Source organism: Lentzea chajnantorensis, assembly GCF_054300775.1.
In genome coordinates this window covers 6,504,820-6,527,080 of the sequence record NZ_JBSDZT010000002.1, presented here as the reverse complement: position 1 = coordinate 6,527,080, position 22,261 = coordinate 6,504,820, and the positions used below count along the sequence as shown (strand labels likewise).

Sequence of the window (22,261 nt, the reverse complement as noted above, 5' to 3'; positions counted from 1 at the left end):
GCACGAGCGTTCCCGGGAACAGGGCGTCGGCACCACCGACGGAGCGTGAAGGACGAGGATGGAGAACATGACCGACACCACCGAGGACACCGGGGACAGCGGACCGCTCGAGAACTGGTTCCTGCTCATGGACCCGGCGTGGGCTCCGTCCGAAGAGGACGAACTGCCGCCGGCGCAGGCCGTCGTCGGGCTGTGGCCGGTGGAGGGCGACGGCCGCGTCGGCCGGTTCCGGGCCAACCCGGACTACGTGCCCGCCGATGAGCACTCGCCGACGGACCCGCTGGACGCCGTGCTGAGGCTGGTCCTGCACGGCGGCGCGGAGGTGGAGCACATCCAGCTGATGCTGCGCGACTGCCTGTTCGACATCGCGCTGAACGGGGACGGCAAGCCGCTGGTCGTGCAGTCGCCGGACGACATCGCCTGCGTCGTCGTGGCCACCGCGGAGCCGCACCGCAGGAGGGTCAGCTCACCGCAGTGGCGGCGCATCGACCTCGACGAGCTCGTGATGCTGCTGGCCGACGGCGTGGACGTGCTGTTCAACCCCGGCGGCCCGGCCTCCGTCCGGCTCACCGGCGACTTCATGCGCGAGACGTTCATGATGAGCGACGACGAGGTGTCCGCGGTCCACGAGCGGTTCCGGCAGGAGTCGGGCATGCGCGTCGTTCCCTGGGGGCCTGGGCAGGACGAGACGCCGGCCGCGCAGGACTCCGCCGCACCGCGGTTCAGCACGGAGACGGAGGCACCGACCGCTCCGGGGGCGCATCGGTCTTGACCGGGGATCGGTCCCCGCTCGTCGGTTCCGCCGCCGGCTCGTCCCGGGGGCCTTTCTGCTGCTCCGCGGCGCAGCGCCGGAGCAACCGGGGGTCGATTCCGCTGGGCGACACGGTGTCTCCGTCCACTGACGAGCCTCTCCTCACGCGCCCCGCGGCGCGGCCTTCGGTGCAGCTTTCGGAGGCTGGAGGGGCCGATCACGACTTCGGGTCTCGTTTGGTCCTTCGCCGCCCGTTAGCTTGATCTTTCCGCGCCCGGCAGACCCCGGTCAGCTCGTGCGGCGGACGGAAGAGGTGAGAGCACGCGCTGCGAGGAGACGAAGCGGTGAACCGTTGGGACCGATGTGGCGACGAAGGCATGATCGGTGTGCTGTCCGGGGGTGAGGTCGAACTGCTGCGGTCCCACGCGGACGGGCTCGTCCTGGTGGCGGAGCGGTGGCTGGCCCGATGCCGGTGGGTGGACGGCAGCACCCGCGGCTCGGGTCGCCTGGTCGCCGACGAACCGGTGTACGACGAGCGCATCACCGCGATCGTGCGCGAGCACGTGCCCGCGGGTGCTGCCGACTGGGAGATCTCGTGGTGGGCGCCGGTGCACCTGGCGGAGACCGCGGAGGCGGCACGGCGCGTCCTGCGCACGCTGCCGGAGTCCGGCGGCGTGGTGCTGCTCGAGACCGCACAGGACGTCGATGCCTGGTGCCGGCTGATCGGCGACGTGCTCGCCGCCCTCAACCCGTGCGGGGACTGCTGCGAGGACGGGCCCACGAGCGCTCAGGCGTGGCTCGAGTCGTTGCTGGGGCCACTGCTGGTCGGCGTCACGGCGTTGTGACCGCGGACGGCGGGAGGCCGTCCGCGGCCGGTCTCAGATGAGGCCGTGGCGCAACGCGTAGGCGACCGCGTGGGCGCGGTTGCGCAGGTTGAGCCTGCTGAGCAGGTTGTGCAGGACGTTCTTCACGGTGCGCTCGGAGTAGATGAGCCGCTCCGCGATCTCGGCGGTGTCGAGGCCGTCCGCGAGGAGCCTGATCACCTCGGTCTCGCGCAGCGACAGGCCGGCGAGGGTGAGGTCGCGCGGCCCGAGGGTCGTCTCCTGCAGCTGCTTGAGCCCTCGCAGGACGTTGCCCAACTGCTCGGCGGGCAGGTCGCCCCGTCCCTCGCGGGCGTCGGTGATGGCGCGCAGCAGCCTCGTCCTGGCCGTGGCTTCCGCGCGCGGCACCAGCACGACGAGTCCGTGCTCGATGGCCGTCCACAGCTCCGCCTGGCGGAGCTCGTCCGCGATGAGGACGAGGCGGGACGTGCCGGGCTGGAACGCCTCCTGCAGGCAGTCGTCCGCGACGGCCACGGTGACGTCGGCGTTCTGCGGGTCCGTGACGATCTCGATGCCGGGCGTCGGCCGCAGCATCGCGAGCAGGCCCGATGCGATCAGCGGGTCCGAGGCGTGGACCAAGACCCGGATGGCGGTGCGGCTTGCGTGCCCTGGTGCCAGGGGGCGCCGGCCGTCCGGCCAGGCGGTCTGCGAAGTCATGTTCACAGGAGACCGTGCGAGCCACGCGGAAGGCCAGCGAGAACGGGGGGCAGGTTTGCGAAACGACAAAGCTGCCTGTCGACCGCCGGTGCCTGCCGGTGCCCGGACGCGGCTGCCGGGAAGCTCGAACTTACCCCTGGTCCACCGGGTGGGGACACGGCTGTTTGCAGCCATATCACCGGGAAGTAATCGATCTCTCGACTCGAACTCTGCCTTCTTGAGGGCCGCGTCTCAATCGGTACCGCCGCATCGGGTGCGTTTGGGCATCATGCGGTTCCTTTCAGGTTCGGAACCGGTCCGTTCGGGGGCGGACGCTCTGCTTGTGCCCGTTTACTGCTGATGTCCGGTCACGGCGAGCAGGCCGAGGGAGGCGTGCGGTGTCCTATCCCCAGTCCGAACAGGTCGAGCAGCTGAAGAGCCAGTACGAGCGGCAGTTCGCCGAACTGCGCGAGACGCAGCGACGGCTCAGCGAGCTGTCGTGCACCGTCACCGCTCCCCGCCGGGTCGTGGCGGTGACCGTCGGGCACGGTGGCGTGGTGAAGGACGTGAAGTTCCCGAGCGGCGCCTACAAGCGCATGACACCGGCAGAACTGGAGTCCGCGGTCCTGAAGACCATCACGGACGCGCAGCAGCAGGTGGCGGACGAGGCCGCGGACGTGATCGCGCCGACGCTCCCTCCCGGGGTCGACGCGCGCAAGCTCTTCTCCGGGGACGTGGACCTGCAGTCGCTGCTGCCTCCCACGCCCGAGCTGCGCCCCACCACCCGTGACGTCATGAACATCAGGGACTGAGCGCGATGATCAAGTCGGAGAACCCCGGCGAGGACGCTTCCGGTGACGAGCAGAGCGGAGGCGGCAGCAGCAGGCCGGCCCCGTTCAACCTCGGAGACGGGTCGGGGCGGATCTCCGTCGACACCGACCAGCTGAACCGGGGTGCGGCGGGCTTCGAGTCGGCTGCCGACCGGTTCCGCCACTACGCGAACAGCAACAGGGAGCTCGCCTCCTACGCGCCGTTGCCGTCCGGTCAGGGCGACGAGAGCTGGAACGCGTTCGCCCCCAAGTACTACAAGCGCTCGGAGGAGTACCTGAACGGCCTCGCCAGCCTGGCGAAGGCCATCGGCGTCATCGCCGGCAGCGTGAAGCAGTTCAGAGCCTTCTGCGTGGGCACGGAGGAGAACGCCACGGACATCTCGCTGAAACTCAAGGATGCGATGGGCCCCGGGAACGCGCCCGGCCAGAAGCCGGACGGTGACGGCCGCCGCTGACACCGCTGCTGCTGCGAGGATTTCGACGGACGTCTGCTGAGGAACGGTGAGCCTGCACTTCGATCCGTCGTTCGACTGGCTCTGGGTCCTCGTGGCAGGGCAGCAGGCGCCGAAGGTCGACGTGGCGGCCACGCGTGCGCTCGCGCAGCACTGGCTGGACAGCGGCCGGACGCTGCAGGAACTGGCGGACGGCGTCGCGCAGCTGGTGAGCTCGGTCGAGCACGCCATCGGTGGCCGCGCAGGGCGCGCGTTCCGCGAGCAGGTCACCCGCGTGCTCGGCCAGGTCCCCGGCATCGCGCTGATCGCCGGGGCGCAGTCGAGCAGCCTGCTCGACCTCGCGCTGAACGTCGAGCACTCCGTCTACGCGATGATGGTGGAGATCGCCTTCTTCGCCGCGTCGATCCTGTGGGCGCTGTCGAGCCCTTTCACCGCGCCGCTCGTCCCGTCGTTCATCACCTCGGCGCGCATCGCCGTGCAGCAGATCTCGATGCGCCTGCACTGGGCCATCCGGTTGATCGGCGAGGCCGTGGAGGGCGGCGTCGAAGAGGTCGTGCAGGACGCCATCGCACAGCTCTCCCAGGTCGCCGAGGGCAACCGCCACCGCTGGGACGGCACCAGCTCGCTGATCAGCTTCGTGGCCGGTGGCGCGGCGGAGGGCCTCGCCGGCGCCATGCACCTGGGCGCGGGCCGGTGGAAGCCGCGCGTCGAGGACACGGCAGCGTTCCACGGCGCGGCGGAGGCGGTCGCCGACGTCGTGGTGGGCGCCGGTGCCGCGGGGGTCCTCGGCGGCAGCCTGAACGACCTGTGGGCCGGTGCGGTGGGGGGTGCTTTCAGCGGTGCCGCCGCGAAGAAGGCGCACGACGCCGGGGACGCGATCGACCGGCTGGTCAACGGGGACGCGGTGAAGGTGCCCGTGCCGGGGGCGATCGGTGGTGTCGGAGGTGCGTCGGCGAACGGGCCCGTTGCCGATGAGGGCGCGCCTGGTTCTGTGGCGGTGGAGAGAAATTTGTCGGCGACCGGTGGGGCCGGGACGTGGGCGGGTGTCGGCACGGCTCGTGGTGCGGTTCCGTCGGGGCGGGAGGGCGGGACGTCTGCCGGGGGAGGCGTTCACGCGGACGGAGGCGCGCGAGCGTCCGGAGGCGGTCGGCCGGGTGCCGTGACGGGCCCGGGGTCCGGGCCGACGCGGAACGGTGGCGTCGACGCGCCGGTCGGTGGGCGGGTGGCGCCTGTACGAGGCGGTGTTCCCGCTGCGGTCGAGGTTCCGCGGGATGTTCCCGCCGGTGGGCCTCCCGCCGTGCCGGGGACCGGGAACGGGCCGCAGGCCGGACCTGCCAGCGGGTCTTCTTCGGCCGAGTCGTCTTCGGCGGTGGTGGCTCCGGCAACCGGGTCGCCTTCGGCGGTGGTGCCTCCGGCAACTGGGTCGCCTTCGGCGGTGGTGGCTCCGATGGCCGGTTCTTCTGCGGCGGTGGTGCGTCCGGTGGCGGGTTCGCCTTCGGCGGTGGTGCCTCTGGTGGCCGGGCCCTCTGCGGGGGTGGTGGCTCCGGCAACCGGGTCTACTCCGGCGGTGATGCGTCCGGCGGCGGGTTCCTCTCCAGCGGTCGTGTCTCCGGCAGCCGAGTCCTCCGCCGCGGGCGTGCCGTTCACCCCGCAGACGTCGCCCGCCGTGCGGGACGAGGTGCAGACGGCACCGATCACCGGTGGTCAGGACGCTCCGCTGGGAGCGCAGCCGCGTGCCGAGCACGGGCTCACCGCCTCCCCGCCGTCCGGGCAGCCGGCTGCGGACTCCTCCGCCACCCACCCGGCGGCTGTGAACGACCCGCAGTCCGCGCCGTCGGCCCAGCAGACCAGCGACGACCGGCCCAGCGGACGCGACGGCGTCGCGGTAGGTGCTGATCCCTCCCGGCAGTACAGCGACGAGTCGCGCCCAGGCGACGACCACCGCGTCGACGCGGGGCAGGTCTCCGCGAACGAGACACCACCCGTCGAGGCCGGGGCAACGTCCACGGGTTCCGGCGGCAGGGTCACCGCCGCACTGCCTCCGAGCACGGAGGTGCCACAGGCACCGGGCCAGGCCTCGGACGTCGTGAGCCAGGCCCCGGACGCCGTCAGCCAGGCCCCGGACGCCGTCAGCCAAGTCGTGCGCGCCCAGACGCCCGTGGCACCGGAGCAGGCCACGGACATCGCACACCGGTCCGTCGTCTCCACGCTGGAGCAGCCCGCCGTCAACGGCAGGCGGTTGCTGGTCGAGCTGCACCGGCTCATGGAGGTTCCGGGCGCGCAGGACAGGTCGTACCAGCTGGCGCAGGCGCTGTCCGCCGCGCACGAGGACGGGCGGCTGTCCGGCGCCGACTACGAGCGCGCGTTGCAGGTCATGGGGCGGGTGACCACGTTCTTCGCCGACCCCGCCGCCGAGATGCCCCTCGGTTCGATCGCGGTGGGCCCGGATGCCGACCCGGCCGAGCTGCCGTCGGTGCGGGAGCTGGTGCGGGAGGTCGACGCCCGTGTCCAGCGCCAGGACTTCGAGGGTGCGGTGACCTTGCTGGACGGTCTGAGCAGGGACCCCCAGACGGTCAGGGTCGTCGAGGACGCCTACTGGGACGAGTTCCGCGAGGACCTCGGCACCGAGCTGCGCCGGCTGCGGCCGGACGAGTCCGCCTACGTCGACCACCTGCTGGGCGACGTGATCACGGACCCCGTGTCGCGGGAGCAGGCGGACGCGTGGTTCGCGCAGCTGCGCGAGCTGACCTTCGACGACCACCTCTTCGGCGAGCGGCGCCTGCCCCACGACTACGCGGACGACGGCTGCACCTACCGGGCCCACCGGATGGCCGTCGCGCTCCAGCAGCGGGGAGCCGACCCGCGCAAGGTCGTCATCGGGGGACCGGGGCTGGGTACGGCCGAGGTCGAGTGGGACTTCCACATCGCCGTCGCGGTCGCCGTGGTGACGTCGAACAGTCGCGAGTGGGTCGTGTTCGACCCGTCCGTGAACGCCGAACGGCCGTTGAGCATCGACGACTGGGCTCGTGCCGCGGGCGCCGACAGGGTTCGGCGGTACCAGGGCACCGCCGAGGCGGTGCAGCAGCAGCTGGTGGACGACCAGCGGAACTTCCCGGCGAGGTGGGACGACGGCTATCCCGTCGACGTGCCGGTGCTGGTGCTCACCGACTCGCACGTGTACGGCTTCCCCGACCTGGTGGGCCCGTACGACACCTCGTGGGCACACGCCGACGCCGAGTCGCGGGCCGCCATCGTCGAGATGCGCGAGTTCTACGCCCTTGCCGCCGAACGGCGGGTGGACCGCGCGCTCGCCGACATCGCCGCACGCGTCGACCTGGAGACAGCCTCCGGTGCCGGCGTGTCCATCGACCTGGTCCACGACGCCCTGTCCGCTCTCGCGGAACGCGAACCCGTCGGCGTGAGCGGTCTGTTCGACCGGGAACCCGAGCCGCTGCGGCGACTGCTCCACCTGCTGCCCGACCACGCCGACGCCATTGAGGACGCGGTGACGCCCGGCGGGGCACTCGACGCCGGAGCGCAGCCGGAGCGCACGGGCGTGGTGCAGCGGGGCCGCATCCGCGCGCTGCCCGGCCACGACGCGGTCGAGAGGTCGGCGTTCGAGGTGCGCCGGTTCGCGACCGGGGACGGGCCGGTCACCGAGGTCACCGTCCGCGTCGCGCTCGACCCCGAGGGGCGCCACGACGAGGCGACGCGGGAGGCGTTGCTGCGCAGCGCTCAGGCCGGTGTGGACCGCTACTTCAACAGCGGACGCGACGGGGGGCCGCTGCGCAGACCGGACGGTGAGCCGCTGTGGTTCCGCCTCCTGCCCGCCGACGGGACGTCCGCGGTCCACCACGTGGTGACGATGGACCCCGGCCGCCTGGTCGACCAGACGAACTGGCACCCCGGTCAGTCGCAGGAGCACAGCGCGCACGAGTTCGGCCACATGCTGGGGCTCGTCGACGAGACCACGAACCAGGGTGGCGGGCTCGACGTCAGCGGAACGCTGATGGGCCGGTGGAGCCCGGACGCGGTGCCCGCGGGCGGTCTGCGCATGCCGCGGCGGTTCACCGACGTGCTGGACCTGTTCATCGGTGACGTGCCGCTGGACGACTTCGCCACGGTGTTCCCCGACCGCCCCGTCGCCGGCCTGCCGCGGCACACCGTCGTCCCGGCGGCGCCGCGGCCGGAGTCCGAAGGGGAGGATGCCGGCGCGGAACTTCGCAGCGCCCTGCCCGAGCAGGGCGGCCACACCGCGGCACCGCACCCGCTCGTCCCGTCGTCGTCGGTGCTGTCGAGCGTCGCCGAGGTGGACCGCTTGCCGCAGCAGTGGCGGCAGCTGCCACCGGAACGGGTCGCGTCACTGCGGACCCTGGCGGCGCTGACGGTGAACCAGTTCGCGGTGCCGGGGTCGCGGTTCCAGCTGGCCTACGACGAAGTGGTGGAGCTGGTCGCGTACCGGCTGTACCAACTGGAGGAGGGCCTGCCCCCGGGACAACCGGTCCGTGCACTCGCCGAACAGCTGGCGCGCGAGGCCGGGCTGAAGCCCGCGCTGAGAGGCGGAGCGTCGAGGCCGCGGCGGGGAACGAGCCTCCTCAGCCCCGCGGAGGTGCACCGGGCACCCGGTGGTCCTGGCAGTCCGGCGGGACCGGGCAGGCGGAGGTCGGTGCGGCACCGGCGTGGCGCGAGCCTGTCGACGACCGGTTCCTGGGTGACGGCCGCGGAGGAGGCGCGCGCCTGGCGGGCGCAGGTCGACCAGCCGCAGGTCGACGGGGAACCGGACTTCGCTCACCTGCGCAGCGCGCTGCGGGACCAGCTGCGGGAGCTCGGCGAGGACTCCGCTGAGCTGGGCCGGTGGGTCGACGTGACGTTCTCCGACGCGAAGCTCAAGCAGCTGGACCGCTCGCTCGAAGGCATCCGCGAGGTGTGGGAGGACTTCGAGGTCGAGGTGCACGCGCTCGGCATCGGAGCACCCCACCACCACGCCGTCAGCACGACCGCGGACCTGACGAGGTCCGAGACGGTCCGGCAGGTGGAGGACGTCACGTCGGCCGAGGTGGTCTCGACGCCGGTGAACCCGGTGCAGGGATCGGTGCCGGCCGGGCCGGTGACCGTGTCGTTCTCGGTGCAGGGCGTGCTCGGCACCGCGTCGGAGCGGCGCACCTCGACGACCGCGACGACACGGGAGACCGTGGAGATCACCCAGGCGGGCGCCAGGGTGACCCGGACGTCGCACGACGTGCACCACCGCCTGCGGATCCAGCCACCGAAGCGGCACCTCCACCGCGAGCGGCCGGAGCCGGTGGAGTGGAAGCAGTCGGTCACGATGACGTTGTCGTGGCCGCAGCTCGGTTCCGCCCCGAGCGAGCAGGGCGACCCGCCGCCGGAGAGCCCGCTGACGGCGAGCCCCGCGCTGAGCTACCCGGACCTCGCCGCCACCCCCGACGCCCTCGCGAGGGCGCGCAGCCACGCTGATTTCGAACGTGCGCGCGACGCGCTCGAACACGTCCGGTTCGTCGGCATCGACACGGTCTTCAGCGCGGTCAAGTCCTCGCTGCGGCTGTCGGGGTCGCACCAGGAGATCACCCGGCTGGAGAGGTGGCTCGACGACCTCGGACCGAAGCAGGGCAAGCGCCTCGTCACCGGCGAGCAGGTCGAGGAGACGTTCAGCTTCCCAGGGCACAAGCCCGTGAAGATCGTGGTGCGCCAGGGGAAAGCGCTGGAGGGGCAGTCGTCCGCAACCGGTCTGGCGCAGACGGCCGCGCGGTCGCTGGGACGCACCGTGGCGGCGGGTCACCGGCACTCGGTGGTCGCGGCGGGCACCCACGAGGCCGGGTTCGAGCTGGGGGTGAACGCCGGTGAGGAGCTCGCCGGCCTGGTCGGGGTGAAGATCGGGGCCGGTGTGTCCTGCAGCCGGGTGAACCAGAACCTCTCCGAGCGGGTGTCGCAGGTGCGGCACGAGCTGACCGAGCGGATCAAGGGCGACTTCGTCGACGACACGATCAGCTTCCCGTTCCTGGTGGTGATGGCGGAGGAGGGCAAGAGGTACCGGCTGGCAACGTTGTCATCCGACGACGCGCACCGTTCGTTCGGGTTCCTCCGACGTGAGGACAAACCGTTGGTGGCGTTGCACGTCGAAGCCGCTGCGGTGTTGCTCTTCTCCCCTGTGGACAGCGACAGCGGCAACAACGTCGGTGCCCGTGAGGAGCCGGCGCCCGCGGGGACGGTTCGGGCCGCCGGCGCGCGGGACCGGTCCGGGCTGAGCGCGGACGAGGTCGCCGGCTACGCGCGGAGCCGGTGGAAGCTCAGCGACGTGTCCCGTGAGGCGGTCATCAGCCGGGTCGTGCGGAGGCTCTACGCCGACGGGGTGGTCTTCGGCGCGCAGGACGCACGGGACGTTCAGCGGAGTCTGCGCGACGCCCTGGTCGACGACCCGAGGGCGCTCTTCGGCGGCGACCCGAAGCGGATCTCCTTGCCGGGGGCCGAGAAGGACCTGTTCCTCGGCGGCGTGGTCGCCCCTGGTGGTGGCGAGTACGTGAAGAAGGCGTCGACGAAGGAGCTGCAGGGGTTCGTCGCGACCAGCGAGACGACGAAGCTGACGGCGGAGCGGACGCGGTCGAAGGGCTTCAAGGTCGCGGTCGAGGGCGACGCCGGGCCGGTCGAGCTCGGCGGCACGGCCGGCGTGACGCGGTCAGAGCAGCGGCGCGGCCAGATCAGCGAGACGATGGAGGAGGAGCGCGCCTGGACAGGGGAGGACGTCCCGGTCCACCTCTACCGGCACCCGGCGGAGATCGAGGTGCGGACCGGCACCGACTGGTCGGACCTGGACCCGCCGATGACGTGGTCCGAGCGCCCGGACCCCGCGGCCGACGCGGAGCTCCGGACGGGCATCGCGGCGGAGCTGGAGATCGCGGTCGCCCAGCGACCGGGTCGTGCGGTGGACGCCGGACCGGTCGAGCCAGGGACCGAGAGCGACTGGGTCGACGCCGGGACCCGACCGGGCGGTGCCGCGGAGTTCGAGCGGGCCGCGGACCTGCCGAAGCGGTTCGAGGTCGACTCGATGGCCGCGATCACCCGCCTGGGCGCCGAGACCGCCGGGCTGCTGGCGGTTCCCGAACCGGAGGGCTCCCGCGCCAGGGCCGAGGAGCTGGCGAAGAGCCGGCTCGTCGGCGCGCGTCCGGCACAGCTGGGCAGCTCCGGCGAGGACGACGCGCAGGACGTGTCGCGCCGGGCGCTGGAGCAGTGGGTGAGCTGGCAGTCGCGGCAGGGCAGGCTGGGGCTCGCCGAGGGACCCGGCGACGAGCTGCGGCTGGAGAACTACAACGGCGACAGCGGTTTCGCGCCGCTGGAGCTCGGCAGCCGCAGGATCACCGGCACGGCGACGTTGACGAGCACCTACGGCAACGCCCGGATCATCGGTGTGGACGAAGCCCACGAGTTCACCCGCTCGAACGCCACCCACACGACGGTCGAGTCGCACCGGCAGCGGCGCACCGGACCGAACGCCGGGCTCACCGCGAAGGTGAAGCTGGGGGAGGTGGCCACGGCCGAGGCGAAAGCCGCGGCCTCCTACCTGCGCGGACCGGAGACCACCGAGACCACCACCGTGGACGCGCGCACGAAGGTCGCCTGGGTCGAGCGCGGCTACCTGGTCGAGTTCGACGCGCGGCACCGGCTGACGACGTCGGCCCGGCACACGTGGACCGGTCCGTTCGGCGATCAGCACGACGGTCCGGTGACCGGCGGCGACCGGCGAAAGTACGTGCCGCGGGCCGTCACGCTGTGGATTCCGGCGAGCGAGGTGCCGAGGATCGGTGAGCTCAGCCGGCACGACCTCGACCACGTCCTGCTGCCCGACGACCTCCGGGCATACGAGGCCGCGCACAACGCGGACGCGGTGACGCCGCCCGCGACCTCGACGAGCGAGGCCGGCATCGAGCTGGGGATGCCGGAGCCGCTGCGGCCGGACCTGGCCCTGCGGATGGTGCGGGACCTCCGGGACCTGCTGCGCGACTACGAGCAGACCATCACCGATCCCAAGGTGCGCAAGCAGTTCGCCGGGCTGCACGACGAGATGGTGCAGGCGTTCGGCAGGCGGCTGGAGCTCGGCGGGGACCAGGTGCTGGCCAACGTCCTCAACGGTGGTTCGCCGATCTTCGGCGAGCGGCTGGGGGAGTCGGGCAAGCTCGAACAGCTGGTCGTCGTGAGCGCGCAGCGCGTCGACGGCGCGGACCTGGGCGTGGAGGAGGCCTTCCTGGTCGACTCCGAGGTCACGACGACCCGGCGGTCGAGCGGGGGCGAGCGGTCGGAGTGGACCGGGTCCGCGGGCGTGGCCCTGCCGCCGTCCATTCCGAAGTGGATCGGGTCGGTGGTGACCAGCGGCCTGGTCAACCCGGCGGTCGAGCTGGCCGCGGCGGCCCGCCGCGGGCAGGACGACCGGGTGCTGTCCCGGACCACCGTCGGCTACCGGTGGTCCGGTCAGGCGCGACGGCACGGCCACGGCATGCGGGTGACCGTGCAGGTGCGGCCCTGGGCGCGGTCGGGCGTCTACCGCAGGCACCTGCCCGGGCTGCGGCAGACACCGGTGCGGGACATGCAGGTGCTGCCGGGCTTCACGCTGGAGTCGGCCGTCCAGACGCCGGTGCCGTCCGTCCTGGACCTCGCCAGGACGCCGCTGGAGACGATCGACACCCCGTTGAGCGAGCTGACGCACGGCACCGGCCTGCCCGTCGACGCCACGATCAACGCCACGCCGTTCCACGCCGAGGGGCTGCACGCCCGGCTCGCGGAGCTGTTGCCGGAGCTGAACGCGGGCCGGGCGAACGGGCTGCTCGTGTCCACGACCGCGACCCAGCTGGCCGCCCGCTTCGTGGCGGGTCTGTCGCCCGACGGCTACCAGGTCGACGTCGGCAGCAGGACCGTGTCCACGGCGAAGATCACCTTCGACCTGGGCAGGCGGCAGCTGTTCGGCCCGATCCCCGGTGCGTCGTTGCGCAAGACGACGGCGGAGGGGACCGGCCCGGTCGTCACGACCGAGGAGGACGTGACCGGGAAGGCCGCCCTGCTCGCCGGTCCGATCGCGGAGAACCTCATCGGCACGGGAGAGGTCGAGCGGACGCTGGCCGCCTCGCGGTACGCCTCCCGCGAGGCCGAGCCGGTTCCCGCCGAGGTGCGGCAGGACAGCGCCTACCTCGTGCTGGCGGAGCTGCGCCCCACGCTCACGCTCGGGTACCGGGACGGGAGGACCTCCGCCGCCGTCGCGACCGGGCAGAACGGCGTGGACGGCGTGGACGGCGAGGTCTGGTTGCAGGTCGACCTGGCGGGAGCGCGCGCACTCGGCTTCACACCACCCGGCGCCGGCACCGGCCAGAGCGCTCCGCCCGCCGGTCAGATCTCGCCCGCGACCAGTCGCCCGCAGCCCGACGCGGACCCGCGGCACCGGACCAGGCTGACCTCGGCGTACCGCAACGCGACCCGCGGACGTGCCCGGTTGTCCCTGTCCGAGACCGATCTGGCGGACTGGGCCGGCGAGGTGGTCGCGCTGTCGTCCGGCGCGGTCGAACAGCACGACCTCGCGGACGGCACGGCGGAGCTGCTGCGGAACCTGGACGACGCGCTGGGGACCGTGTCCGACACGGCTCTGCGCGACCAGGTGCGCGCGGTGCTCAACGACGCCGTGCTCGCCGCCACGGTCGTACCGGTCCGTGCCGGTGGTGCCCGGTCCGGTGACCACCGGGCGGTCCGGCCGCTCAGCCCCGACCGGCTCGTCCACCTGCTGACCGACGTGGCCCGGCACCTCGAACAGGGCCACAACCCCTTCACCACCGAGGGGTCCCTCCTGCACGGGATCTCCTACCCGGTGGGCGCCCCGGTGCAGTCACGGCTGGCGGTGCTCGCGACGGTGAACCTCACCGGCCCGGCCCGCGCGAAGGTGCTCGGCGACCCGCTGTTCACCGCGTTGCTCGGCAACCCGGACGCGCTCGCGGAGTCGCTGTTCGCCTCGGCCGGGCACGAGCCCCGGCACTTCCAGACGACCGGCGGTCCCGCCGCGGTGAACATCGCCGTGCGGGACCGGGCGCTGACGATCGTGTCGATGCTGCACGCCGGCGACGCCGTCGTGAGTGCCATGGCGGCCGCGCTGCCCGCCACGTCCGTCGACTTCCGCACGCACCGGGACCGGCCACTGGGCCGCGTGCAGGGCAGCCGCGTGCGTGACCGGATCGCCTTCGCGCGAGAGGAGTTCGCGGGCATCCGGACGCGCGCCGGGGAACTCGCCGCCGCCGCGGACCAGCACCCGGCGGCCTGGCGCGAACTGACCGACCGGTGGTCGAGGACGATGCAGAAGCTCGCGGCCACGGACCTCACCGGGCCCCGGCTGCCCGTGCTCACCCCCACCGCCGCGCCCGGTCGCCCGCACGTCAGCGGGCTCGGCGCGGCGCTGAAGCTCGTCGACCTGCCGGTGCGCCGCAGGCAGCAGCCGGAGCTGGCGGGGTACCTCGCCGCGCTGGGCGCCGTGCTCGCACCCGAGCCGGGCGGAACGGCCTTCGGGGGCGGGTTCGCCGCGGCTGCGGGGGAGCGCATGGTCCCGGTCTCGACGAAGCTCACGACCGCCCGGTCGCAGTACGGCTTCTGGTCGTGGCTCGCCGCGGGACCGGGGCAGGTGCTGCACGGCGGGAGCAGCGCCGTGCACATCAGGGCGGTCCGGCTCGACGGCAGGAACCTGGTGGCGCTCGGCGACCCGCGGCGGGCGGAACAGCGCCTGCACGCGCTGCCCGAGTTCGGCGACCTCGCCCACCGCCACGGCTGGTCCGCGCCCGAGTCGGTGTTCGCCGGCGACGCCGCGTTCCACCGGCACGAGCGGCTCAGCGTCGACCTGCCCGCGGCGAGCGCGGTCCGCGTCGACGCGGGCGTGTTCGTCGGGGCCGACCCGGACGGCCCGCTCTCCACCGCGGCCCGGTACCTGCCCGCCGAGGACGACGTCGTGGCGCTGGTGCTCGACCGCGGCGTCGCGCTCGGCGCGGACGACGTGCGCCGCGTGCTGCGGGCCGCCGGGTGGAACGGCGACGAGGCGGTCCGGCTCTTCACCGCGCACGACGACGTGAACCCCGGCATCGATGCCGCCGACCTCGCCGCGCGGCTCGGCGTCGCGGTGACCCGGCCCACCGCCGACGGCTGGCGCTGGTACTGGCCGGACGGGAAGCAAAGGGCGGGCACGTGTGCGCTGGAGGTGCCGGAGGAGGTCGCGGAGCGGTTCGGGCTCCCCGCACCGCAGGACGCGGCTGTTCCGGTTCAGCAGCCCAGGCGGTAACCCGAGAACGGCGGGGGAGATTCTGCGTGGTCTTCCGGGAAATTCACTGAAAGGGAGTAACGCGGCGCTGGAAAGAGTGTCCGAACGTACATCGATCATGGTGTGGACGTGCAGAGTGAATTCACCCCATGAGGTGCCACGGTGCCCTCGCGGAACTGACGTCAGCGGTGTTTTGCCTGGTGGGAAGCGTTACCCGAGTCGGTGCCGATCTCGCCGGTAGTCGTCATCCGCGCGAACATCAAGGAATTATCAAGCCGCTGTTCTAGGTCTAATGCTGACCGTGAGCGTCCCGGATGATGCGATTCCCGCCTTCGGTCAGGTGCTGCTCAGACTCCGGCGGGAGTCCGGTTTGTCCCAGGTCGATCTCGCCCGTTCGTCCGGGATGAGCGTGCGCGCCCTGCGGGACCTGGAACGGGGCAGGGCGAGCTCCGCCCAGGAGCGTTCGGCCGCGGTGCTGGCGGACGCCCTCGAACTGTCCGGCGAGGACCGGGAGGTCTTCCTGACGCTCGCCAGGGAGGGCCGTCGCCGCACGGCCAAGCCCGTCGACCCCACCATGCTCCACTCGCTGCCCGCGGTCACCGAGCTCGTCGGCAGGGAACGGGAGCTGTGCGAGCTGATCGGCCTCGGCACCGCGGAGCCCGCCGGCGTCGTCGTGGTCACCGGACCGCCCGGTGTCGGCAAGACCTCGCTCGCCGTCGCGGCGGCGCACCGGCTGGCCGCCCACTTCCCCGACGGCTGCCTCGCGGTCGACCTGGGCGGTTCCGGCGACCGGCCGATGGGCGCGGACGAGGCGCTGGAGCGGATGCTGCGAGCCCTCGGCGTGCCCGCCAGGGGTGTTCCCGAGGCCGAGGCGGACCGCGTCGAGCTGTTCCGGGCACTGCTGCGCGACCGGCGGGTGCTCGTGCTGCTGGACAACGCGGTCGACGAGGCGCACGTGCGGCCGCTGCTCGGCACGGGCCACCGCGGCGTGACCCTGGTGACCTGCCGCCGGGTCCTGGCCGGCCTGACGACCGCGAGCTGGATCTCGGTCGCGCCGCTGACGGCGGAGAGCGGGGTGGCCCTGCTCGCCTCGATCGTGGGCGACGACGTCGTGCGCGGGGAACCGGACGTGGCCGCCGAGCTGGTGGCGCTGTGCGGGAACCTGCCGCTGGCGATCCGCATCGCGGGCAACCGGCTGGCCACGCGCCCGCACTGGTCGCTGTCCTACCTCGTGTCGCAGCTGCGCGATGAACGGATGCGGCTCAGCTCCCTGTCGGCGGGCGACCTCCAGCTGCGGTCCGCGTTCGAGGTGTCGTTCCGGCGGCTGTCCCCGTTCGCACGCCGGGTGCTCCGGCGCCTCGCGGTGATCCCCGGCGAGCACTTCGACGAGGCGCTCGCCGCGGTGGCCACGGGTGCGCCGCGGCCGGAGGTCGGCGCACTGCTCGACGAACTGGTCGAGGCGTCCCTGCTGGACACCGCGCGGTCGCCGGGACGCCTGCGGTTCCACGACCTGCTCCGGCTCTTCGCCGCCGAGCGACTGGCCCAGGAGGAACCGGAGGACGTGCGGGAGCAGCTGCGCGACCACACCCTCCGGTACCTGCTGGACACGGCGACGGCCGCGGGGGCGTCCGTGTTCCGCAGCCCGGCCGACGCGGACGGCTCGCCGTTCCCCTCGCAGGAGAGCGCGGGGGACTGGTTGGTGCGGGAGGGCACGAACTGGTCGGCCGCGCAGCGCGAGGCGGCGGCGCTCGGCCGGCACGCCGAGGTGCTCGGTCTGGCGCAGGCCATGCACTGGTTCGCGGACAGCCAGGAGTTCGACTACCGCTGGGACGAGGTCTACCGGCTCGGTCTGGAGGCCGCGCGGCGGCTCGGCGACCAGGTGGCCGAGGTGGACATGCTCAACCAGCTCGGCTGGGCGCAGTACATGTGCCGCAACGACAACGAGCTCGCCCTCCGCACCAGCTCGCGTGCGCTGGCGCTCGCGGAGGAGATCGGCGACCACCGCGGGAAGGCGTTCGCGCACTGCTACCTCGGCGTCGAGCTGACGCGGCTCGGGAAGGCCGAGGAGGGTCTGGCCCACCTCCGCGTGGCCCACGAGCTGTCGGCGGAGTACGGCTTCTTCGAGATGCGGTACTGGATGCGCAGCACCCTCGGTGTGGCTCTCCAGGAAGCGGGCCGCTACGAGGACGCGCTGGCGGTGCACCAGACCCTGCTCACCGAGGCGCACGAGCACCGGCACGAGGCCGGCCAGGAGGTGGTGCGCTGGGTGATGATGCTGATGACGGAGAACATCGGCCTCTGCCTCGCCGGTCTCGGCCGGTGGCGGGAGGCGGCCGAGAGCCACCACGAGGCGCGCCGGTTGGCCGTCGAGAACGAGTCGGCCCACCACGAGGCGGACCAGGCGGTCAGGGAGGGGCTCGCGTGGCGCGCGGCGGGGGAGCCGGACCGGGCGCGGCGCTGCCTGCTCTCCGCGCGCGAGCTGCTGGACGGTCCGGTCTACCGCACCGATCGCGAGCGGGTGGACGCCGCGCTGACCGCCCTGGCGGAGCACCACGCACCAGGGTGTGATGGAAACGGATTGGGCTGAACGGGTGTCGCTGTCTCGATCGGCCCGGAGCGGGCGGTTACGTTTGCCTCGTGCGCGACTCGGATGGCCAGACGACTTTCGGTGAGCTGTTGCTGGGGTACCGGCGTGCCGCTGGGCTGAGCCAGGCGGGCCTGGCGGAGCGGTCGGGCATCAGCGTGCGGGCGTTGCGGGAGCTGGAGCAGGGCCGGGCCCGTGCGGCGCAGCGCCGGTCGGCCGAGGTGCTGGCGGACGCCTTCGAGCTGGGCGCGGAGGAACGCGAGGAGTTCCTGCGGGTCGCGGAACAGGGGCGCAGGCGGCGGCCCGCGGTGTCGGCCGCAGGCTCGGCCGAGATGCCGCCGCTGCCCTCCCACCCGGTCGGGCGGGTAGCGGACCTCGCGGAGCTGCAACGGCTGTTGCAGGCGAACCCGACGGTGGCGATCGTGGGACAGCCCGGCGTGGGCAAGACCGTCCTGGCGGCGTACGCGGCGCACCTCAGGCGCGAGGACTTCCCCGACGGGTGCCTGGCCGTCGACCTGCGCGGGATGGACGAGCTGCCGTTGCCCGCGGAGGTCGTGTTCGACCGGCTGCTGCAGGCGCTGGGCGTGGGACCGGGGGAGGTCCCCGCGGTGGTGGACGAGCAGTCGAGCCGGTACCGGGCACTGCTGGAGAAGCGGAAGGTGCTGGTGCTGCTGGACAACGCGGCCTCGGAGGCGCAGGTCCGGCCGTTCCTCGCGGCGGCTCCGGGCTGCCGGACGCTCGTCACGTGCCGCCGGACGCTGGCGGGCCTGGAGGGTGTGCGGTGGTTGCACCTGGAACCGTTCGACGACGGGGACGCGGAGGCGTTGCTGGAGGCCGTCGTCGGGGCGGACCGGGTGCGGGCCGAGCCCGGTGTGGCTGGTGAGCTGATCGAGCTGTGCGGGAACCTGCCGCTGGCGTTGCGGATCGCGGCGAACCGGCTGGCGAGCCGGCCGCACTGGACGTTGAGGTACCTCGTGGGCCAGTTGCGGGACGAGCGGACGAGGCTGTCGTCGTTGTCCGCGGGAGACCTGCAGGTGCGATCGGCGTTCGAGGTGTCCTACCGGGGGCTGTCACCGGAGGGCCGGATGTTGTTCCGGCGGCTGGCGGCGATGCCGGGCGCGGACTTCGGCGTGGAGCTGACCCAGGTCGTCGGAAGCCTGACGGAGTCGGAGGCCTTCGGCCAGCTCGACGAGCTGGTGGACGCGAGCATGGTGCTGGCCGGTCCGGCGGAGGGCCGGTTCCGCTTCCACGACCTCCTGCGGCTGTTCGCGCGTGAGCGCTGGGAGGCCGAGCACGACGAGGCCGACCGCGCGCTGACGACCGAAGCGGTGGTGGAGCACCTGCTGGACATGGCGATCGCGGCGGGGAGGAGGTTCTCGCCGGAGGAACCCGCGAACGAGGTCTTCGACACGCTGGACGAGGCGCGGTCGTGGCTGGAGCAGGAGCGGTCGAGCTGGCTGGCCGCGTTCCGGCAAGCGGTGCGCACGGGCTGGCACAGCGAGGTGCTGACGCTCGCGCAGGCGATGCACTGGTACTCCGACGACCGCTGGCAGGTGGTCGAGTGGGTCGAGGTCTTCGGCGCCGGTGTCGAGGCGGCACGGGCGCTGGGCGACGTGACCGCCGAGGCGCAGCAGCTCAACTTCCTGGGGTGGGCGCATTCCATGGTGGCCGACACCAAGGCCGCGCTGGAACAGCACCTGCTCGCCCTGGGCCGCGCCGAGGTGGCCGGCGACCGGCTGGAACGGATGTGGGCGCTGGCCTACGCCTCCTACTTCGAGTACTCCCAGGTCGACCGCGCCACGGCGATGGAGCACGCACGGGAGTCCGTGGAGCTCGCCGCCTCCTACGACTTCTGGGCCGTGCAGCTGCCGGTCCGATACCGGTTCGGTGCGCTGCTGTTGCTCGACGGACAGCACGAGCAGGCGCTTGCTCTCAAGGAGGCGCTGCACGAGGAAGCGGTGCGCCGCGGCCAGGCGGGCGAGGAGACGAAGTCCCGCAACCGCCTGACGGCCATTCTCGTCGAGGGGATGGCCCGCTGCCTGCACGCGATGGGCCGGTGCGACCAGGCCGTGCCGCTGTTCGCGCGGTCCCGCGTCATGCAGCAGGAGGTGGGGGCCACGGGGCTCGCGGCCGACGCGGCGCTGTGGGAGGGCCGGTGCTGCATCGACGCGGGTGCGCTCGACGAGGCGCGCGAGCTGCTCGAGTACGCGTGGACCGTCTTCGACGAGATGGCGATGCCGACCCGCTGCGCCAACGTGGAGATCGAGCTGGCCCGGATTTCGTGACCTCATCGCCCGTTTTCTGACCGAGTGGGAAGGACCGGGCGATCGAACGGGCTCAAACACGGGCGGCGGGCTGCACGGCGGCCCGCTGCGGTGTTGACTCGGGGGATGCGCATGCCGCAGTTCCCGCTGTCGACGTACGACTTCGAGGTGCTGTGGGCGGACGTCTGCCCCGGCCCGATGCCGTACCCCCTGATGGTGCCGAAGACCGGGGGACGGTCCCAATGCGGCGCCGTGCTGGTCGAAGAGGTCTACCGAGAGCTGGTCAACCGGGGTCTGGCCGACCGCGGACGCCGCGCGGACGCCCGCCTCACCCGGATGCTGCACCTGCTCGGGAACTACCGCGAGGCCGTCGACCTGGTCGCCTTCGTGGGATATCCGCTGCAGGCGCTCGCCGCCCGCGGTGCGGACGACGCCGTCCTCGCCGTGCTCGCCGGCGGCGAGCTGTGGCTGTCCTCGATCAGACCCGACGAGCTGGCCGTGGCGATCACCGACCTGTTGTCGGAGGGCCGCTGGTCCGCTGCTCGGTCGGGTGCCGCGGACGGACCTCCCGCGACCGGCCGGATCGGGTTCTCCGGGGCTGGCCGGTCCTCCGCCCTCCCCGCTCTCACGTGGTGCGGCACGGACGGCGAGCACTACCTCGTGACGGAGACCGGGTCGAGCGAGGCCGAGCTGATGGCGCACGACCACGTCACGCGCAGGGTCGGTGAGCTGCTCGCGTCGTGCGACGTCGACGAACCCGCACCGGTGACGTCCTAGGCGCTGTCCTGGGCGTCCGGTGAGAAGAGCGCCGGATTCGGCGTTCTTCGGCCGTGCGTGATCTTTCGTTGTTCTCATTGCTTTCGCGCATTCGCATTGGCGATCTTCGGCGAATGGCGATGTCGCGCGTCCGGTGGCCTCGGTCGGTTGACCGCAAACGCTGTTGTCCGAATCCGGACAAGCCTGCCACCTGCGGTTCACCGGAGGCGAGGGCGAACGCGCCACCAAAGGTGTGTGGAAGGGAAAGAACGTCCGCAGAGTGCTGATCGGTCCGGCGAGTGGGAGCAAGCTCTTCTGCGGCGGGGCGCTGCTTGAGCAAGCTTCGTTTGTCAGCGACCACTAGCTCGTTCACATAGGGAGACAGCCAATGGCCGGAGTGTCAACTACTACCCCGGGAATGCAGGCGGCGGCAGGCCACCTCGGCAACACGCAGAACGTGGCCAAGAGCGGTGTCCAGACCGTCGGCGACGCGCTCGGAACGCTGAAGTCGACCTGGACCGGTGACGCGTCCGCGGCCTTCGACACCTCGATGCGGGCCTGGATGGACGACTGCACGTTCATCGTGAACAAGCTCGGCGAGATGATCGAGGTCATGAACGGCAACCGGCAGGTCATCACCGCCGGTGAGAGCTCCAACACCGAGACCGCGTCGAGCATCCCCGTGGGTCCGGGCCTGGCCGGCCTCTGATCGCCGCCACACCCCACCCCGCTCAGCCATCGAAAGGACAGTGCTTTGCCCACTTACACCTTTGACCGCGGCATGGCGGACTCGGTCCGCGACCAGATGGCCGCGGTCACCAAGCGCCTGCAGACCGAGCTGGAGAGCATGCACCAGCAGATCCTCCAGAGCCTGGGGGACTGGCAGGACGGCGCCAAGGACCAGTACATGGTGGCGAAGTCCCAGTGGGACGCCGCCGCCGCGCGCATGCCGCACAGCCTGAACTCGGCCGAGGTCGCCCTCAACAACATCACCGGCGGCTACCTCAAGATCGAGCACACCGGCATGAACGCCTGGGGCGGCTACAGCGTGAAGTAAACCCCCGGGGCGTCGCCGGACGTCCCGGCGACGCCCCCGTTCCGCTGTGACACCGATCGAAGAGAAAGGGCTGTGACCATGCCGGGTACCACGCGGCAGCTGACCGAGGACGAGAAGAAGACGATCGCGGACCGCATCGAGAAGAAGGAGTCGTACGAGGAGGCCAAGAAGAACCCCGAGGAGTACGACGCCGAGGGGCCCAGGGACGGTCTCGGCGACTGGGGCGGTCCCGAGGGGGAGCACTTCGCGAACAAGTACCCGCCGCCCAAGGTGCCGCGCAACAAGGACCACTCCGGCCGCGGCATCCGCGTCAGCACCGAGGCGCTGAAGACGTTCGCCACCAACATCCGCTCGCTGATCCCGACCCTCAAGACCGCGCTGGAGCAGATCGAGAAGGTCAAGGTCGCTCCCGGCATCTTCTACGACGCGCACCAGCTGCAGGTGAAGGTCGTCAGCGGCGGTGAGGGCACGGCGATCCAGCCCACGACCCGCGAGTTCCTCCGCAGGAGCATCGACGCGATCACGACGGTCGCCGACGAGCTCGAGAAGCTCGCGCGCGCCTACGACACCGCCGAGGAGCTCAACGCCGCCACCGGCAAGGACCTCAACGAGCACATCGCGGGTGCGAGGGCCGAGGTCAGCAAGGCGATCTCCGGAGCCACCCCCGCCTCCTAGGGCGTCGTCCGAGCAACGGCCTCCCCGGCGTCGCGTCCACCCCTGTCGGCCCTGCGGGCAGTGCACCCGCGCAACACGAAGGCACCAC

The 22,261-nt window shown here is 72.4% G+C and carries 12 protein-coding genes; 11 read left to right on the top strand and 1 reads right to left on the bottom strand.

Translation table 11 applies throughout. The annotated features are described in order from the left end of the window. Positions 1-67 precede the first annotated feature (67 nt). Positions 68-772: a type VII secretion system-associated protein gene (locus tag ACVDFE_RS31365; protein ID WP_458433027.1), complete on the top strand. Its 705-nt coding sequence runs from the start codon at positions 68-70 to the stop codon at positions 770-772. Between the two features lie 323 nt (positions 773-1,095). Next, positions 1,096-1,596: a hypothetical protein gene (locus ACVDFE_RS31360; RefSeq protein WP_458433026.1), complete on the top strand. Its 501-nt coding sequence runs from the start codon at positions 1,096-1,098 to the stop codon at positions 1,594-1,596. Between the two features lie 33 nt (positions 1,597-1,629). Here ACVDFE_RS31360 and ACVDFE_RS31355 read toward each other — a convergent pair whose 3' ends face one another. Continuing rightward, a complete protein-coding gene (locus ACVDFE_RS31355; protein ID WP_089919718.1) occupies positions 1,630-2,289 on the bottom strand; it encodes a helix-turn-helix transcriptional regulator in 660 nt (219 codons plus the stop codon). Positions 2,290-2,666: 377 nt separating this feature from the next. Here ACVDFE_RS31355 and ACVDFE_RS31350 point away from each other — a divergent pair, with 377 nt between their 5' ends. The 9 genes from ACVDFE_RS31350 (at position 2,667) to ACVDFE_RS31310 (ending at position 22,173) form a co-directional block, all read left to right on the top strand. Further along, on the top strand, positions 2,667-3,080 hold the full coding sequence (locus ACVDFE_RS31350) for a YbaB/EbfC family nucleoid-associated protein (RefSeq protein ID WP_360388218.1): 414 nt from the start codon (positions 2,667-2,669) through the stop codon (positions 3,078-3,080). Between the two features lie 5 nt (positions 3,081-3,085). Beyond that, complete coding sequence (locus tag ACVDFE_RS31345; protein ID WP_360388220.1) at positions 3,086-3,553, top strand: hypothetical protein; 468 nt, start codon at positions 3,086-3,088, stop codon at positions 3,551-3,553. Positions 3,554-3,599: 46 nt separating this feature from the next. Then, on the top strand, positions 3,600-14,858 hold the full coding sequence (locus ACVDFE_RS31340) for a protein-glutamine glutaminase family protein (RefSeq protein ID WP_458433025.1): 11,259 nt from the start codon (positions 3,600-3,602) through the stop codon (positions 14,856-14,858). 271 nt (positions 14,859-15,129) lie between these two features. Continuing rightward, entirely contained in the window at positions 15,130-17,424 is a 2,295-nt protein-coding gene (locus tag ACVDFE_RS31335; RefSeq protein ID WP_458433023.1) for an NB-ARC domain-containing protein, read from the top strand. 50 nt (positions 17,425-17,474) lie between these two features. Beyond that, positions 17,475-19,706: an ATP-binding protein gene (locus ACVDFE_RS31330; RefSeq protein WP_360388229.1), complete on the top strand. Its 2,232-nt coding sequence runs from the start codon at positions 17,475-17,477 to the stop codon at positions 19,704-19,706. A gap of 105 nt (positions 19,707-19,811) precedes the next feature. Further along, positions 19,812-20,462, top strand: coding sequence for an ESX secretion-associated protein EspG (locus ACVDFE_RS31325; protein WP_360388232.1), 651 nt, complete (start codon positions 19,812-19,814; stop codon positions 20,460-20,462). A 367-nt stretch (positions 20,463-20,829) separates the two neighbouring features. Next, positions 20,830-21,150, top strand: coding sequence for a WXG100 family type VII secretion target (locus tag ACVDFE_RS31320; protein WP_360388235.1), 321 nt, complete (start codon positions 20,830-20,832; stop codon positions 21,148-21,150). 45 nt (positions 21,151-21,195) lie between these two features. Further along, positions 21,196-21,498 carry a WXG100 family type VII secretion target gene (locus ACVDFE_RS31315; RefSeq protein ID WP_143091682.1) on the top strand — a complete coding sequence of 101 codons (303 nt, stop codon included), beginning with the start codon at positions 21,196-21,198 and terminating at the stop codon, positions 21,496-21,498. A 72-nt stretch (positions 21,499-21,570) separates the two neighbouring features. After that, positions 21,571-22,173, top strand: a complete 603-nt coding sequence (locus ACVDFE_RS31310; RefSeq protein ID WP_458433021.1) for a hypothetical protein — start codon at positions 21,571-21,573, stop codon at positions 22,171-22,173. Positions 22,174-22,261 lie beyond the last annotated feature (88 nt).

What these genes read in the sequence shown, in the direction of transcription:
- ACVDFE_RS31365 (WP_458433027.1), top strand. Translation starts at nt 68, where the DNA reads ATGACCGACACCACCGAGGACACCGGGGACAGCGGACCGCTCGAGAAC.
- ACVDFE_RS31355 (WP_089919718.1), bottom strand. Translation starts at nt 2,289, where the DNA reads ATGACTTCGCAGACCGCCTGGCCGGACGGCCGGCGCCCCCTGGCACCA.
- ACVDFE_RS31345 (WP_360388220.1), top strand. Translation starts at nt 3,086, where the DNA reads ATGATCAAGTCGGAGAACCCCGGCGAGGACGCTTCCGGTGACGAGCAG.
- ACVDFE_RS31335 (WP_458433023.1), top strand. Translation starts at nt 15,130, where the DNA reads ATGCTGACCGTGAGCGTCCCGGATGATGCGATTCCCGCCTTCGGTCAG.
- ACVDFE_RS31325 (WP_360388232.1), top strand. Translation starts at nt 19,812, where the DNA reads ATGCGCATGCCGCAGTTCCCGCTGTCGACGTACGACTTCGAGGTGCTG.
- ACVDFE_RS31320 (WP_360388235.1), top strand. Translation starts at nt 20,830, where the DNA reads ATGGCCGGAGTGTCAACTACTACCCCGGGAATGCAGGCGGCGGCAGGC.